Origin of the sequence: Burkholderia alba, assembly GCF_034721475.1 — a bacterium.
GTDB classification, from domain to species: domain Bacteria; phylum Pseudomonadota; class Gammaproteobacteria; order Burkholderiales; family Burkholderiaceae; genus Burkholderia; species Burkholderia alba.
The window spans coordinates 1-3,100 of record NZ_JAWJWL010000102.1; the positions used below are offsets into that span (position 1 = coordinate 1).

The window sequence follows — 3,100 nt, forward strand, 5'->3', positions numbered from 1 at the left end:
ACGGGTTGATGCCATCCCGCCAATCGGCGGCAAACGCGGCAGACCACGATCGAAACCGCGCGTCGTTCAGGGCGACAAAGGCTACGATCACGACAAATACCGCCGCTTATTACATGCTGCCGGCATGACCCCTGAAATAGCGCGGCGCGGCCAGCCCCATGGCAGCAGTCTGGGCAAAACCCGCTGGGTCGTCGAGCGGACCATCTCGTGGCTACATAACTTCCGGCGACTGCGTATCCGCTTCGAGCGCTTGGCGTTCATTCATGAAGCTTTCCTGAGGCTGACCTGCTGCATCATTTGCTGGCGACACTTGCAAAACTCATTTTGTTAAGACTTCTAAGAAGAGGACGCCGGGCCCCTTCGTTTCGATGTGATGGCGTTTCAGGGATGGGCCACGGCCGCAGGACGCTAGGCCGCGGCGCTCCCGCGCATGGAGGCGGCACCGGTCAGTGACAATTCCGGTAGCGAAGAGCCCGCATTCTTTAAGAAATCGTAACTAGACCGACATCCCCAAGTTTTGCACGCCCTCACGGGCGTAAGAGGTGAGCATCTCATAAAACAGCGGACGAATTTTGGGTAATGCCGATGAAAAGACGTGTGTATCTGATCACATCCGGCGGAAACCGATATCCCTTGAATGAAATCGGTTCATCGACCGGCGGCAACTGAATAACAGAGGCTTTACTCATGTCCCATTTTAGCCAAAACCGCTGACCTCTTTGCCACGTTGACAATACCGTTCGTTCGCGTAGAGCTTCCAGTATAGCAAACTGGCTTATTGCGATAGAGTCGGCTGTTCGATGTATTTTGTTTTAAATCCGATTTGCAGACTCCCTGCGATTTGAGCGTTAATTAGATCGAAGCCTTGCACGCCCGGAAATCTGTAGGGGCTGATTACCTGCAGAGCGAATTCATCGAACCCTGGAATCTTATCCCACTCCTTGCGAGCCGCGTTTTCGCGTATTCTGTTAATGACTTTTTCATCAAAAGTAACAACTACTGCAGTCAAAGATGCTAACGCCGCGCTTACCATAAAGCATGGAAGATTGAGAGCGGTTCCTATTTTTGTAATCATGCCCGTACTCTGCAAGGCAACCTGGGATGCCGTTTCGTCTGCTATTGCTGTCGCGGTGTCGGCTGATATAGTATCAAATGTTCCATCAGGTAATTCATAAAAGAACTCTCCTGCATTTGATGCTTCATCGACAACTTCAGCTACTTCAGCAGAAGCTGCAAAGGCTTTATAAGTTGCTACACCAATAGGTCCGACGGCAAATATCAATGCCAGTCCGGCGCCAACGGCGGCTTCAATAGTCAACCGATCGATTGCCGCGTCAGTCTTGGTGAATGTTACTTTAAGATCCGGTTTTTCTCGAGTGTCGAACCAGAAAATTTTCCTACCTCCCTTTTCTTGAAGAGTCAATCTCACATTCTCGGTGTAGTCTATGTGAACATCAAAATCAGTATTTGCTGAATAAGTAAGATCCTTGAATTTAATCTGTACATTATCTTCTTGCAACGTCATTTCGAATTTGCCTTTTCCTATTATTATTTCCGTAGAAGTATAAATCTCAATTTCCGATCCTATTGCATGAAGAATGTACTCATCACTCTGAGCATCCCTGCTCAATAGCCATTGTTCTCCGGGAACAGTTACCTCAACCTTATAGTCGCTTAAATCCAGTAACCAGTCGGCGAGAGCGCTTTCGAGGGCTGGCGAGATGATTTGATTGTCGAGTTCAGTCGAGAATGCTTTTTTATCGATCGCCCCTTTCTTTTTTTCATCCATTTCAAATTTTCCCAGCCGCAAATCTTTACCATTATTAATGGTCAATCCATCATTTACAATATAGAAGTCGCTATCCAAAGATCCCTTGAATAGCGCGCGAGCACCCACCAACAGCATGTTTTTCACGAACATTGGACCGCTGATGAGGAAGCCTGCATCTGCTCCATTGGGGATCGCGTTTGGCGATACTTGGTGATTGGCTGCACTCACGTTTTGGGTTGTCATGGAAAGTACACTGAAAATACTCGAGTTAGGAGGGCCGTTGTCGATTACAGCGTAGCTTGCCTCAGTAGGAGCGATCCAAGAGAATTGTGGTGATTTTGAAATGATAGGATTCAAATTCAAGCTTGAGAAAACGTGATTGAATTCGCCGATGTTCTTATTAAACCAGGCGCTGAATAATTCAGATAAAATAGCAGCCGCAATCCCTTCGGTAGGGTTGTGTGTGATGTTGAAAATAAGAATCGCCGGTTCGCCATCAATTATTTCTTTTTCTATTATTTTTAGATTGACGTCCCAACTTGTTTCATACTGATACACACTAATAAATTCATCCTTGTTTCTTTCTTTATCTTCTTGATAAAATAAATAAAAATAAATTTTTCCGTCTAAAATTATCCACTCAACCCCCTTGTTACTCTTGTCTTTCTTTATAAGTTGAGCGGTGGATTTGTCGGATAATTTTTTCCCTTTGTTGGAGAACTCATCTTTTAGTTGGGAGGGAATCTGATTTCCGTCCAAGGATGCGCGGATTGTGTCGATCAGCGTATTTCCACTCATCACGAAGGCGAACTGATCGGGATTGGGAATCCACTCCATGCCGACTTCGATGAACACGTCGACGCCAGCGAGGGGATAGTTCTTCTCTTTGGTGAAATACGTTCCCGATGTGATGGGGCATTGCATGCGAACATTTTTTCCGTCCCCACCCGGCGTCAATTGCCAGGGGCCGAAGATCGCATCGATTTTGTAGCTGTCGTCGTCGTCCGCGCTCTGGACGANGATCGCATCGATTTTGTAGCTGTCGTCGTCGTCCGCGCTCTGGACGATGTGTTTGGCGTTGTTGTCGGTGGTGCTCCAGGACGCTTTGATAGCCGCGTTGGCGCCATCGAAGTAAATGGCGAAGACACTGTCCCAGCCGTAAGTATCCGCGCTTGAGCTGCCGGTGGGTTGTTCGTCGCGAGCAAAAAATTTTTGATTCATGGTACCTCCGGATGTGAGAAACCCACCTTCCGCAACAACCATGCCAAATTGCTAACGCGTTGTTCCGTATCGAAAAATCGAATGGATGCCATAGTCGGGATTGCGGGA

General features: G+C 47.5%; 2 protein-coding genes. One reads left to right on the forward strand and one right to left on the reverse strand.

The window, feature by feature from the left end; translation table 11 throughout:
* Nucleotides 1-331, forward strand: a 331-nt coding sequence (locus RZR99_RS32445; protein WP_323123780.1) for a transposase, incomplete at its 5' end; no start/stop codon positions are given.
* Between the two features lie 444 nt (nucleotides 332-775).
* On the opposite strand, the gene RZR99_RS32450 is transcribed toward RZR99_RS32445, so the two are convergent.
* Nucleotides 776-3,034 carry a TULIP family P47-like protein gene (locus tag RZR99_RS32450; protein WP_456061842.1) on the reverse strand — a complete coding sequence of 753 codons (2,259 nt, stop codon included), beginning with the start codon at nucleotides 3,032-3,034 and terminating at the stop codon, nucleotides 776-778.
* Between the last annotated feature and the right edge of the window lie 66 nt (nucleotides 3,035-3,100).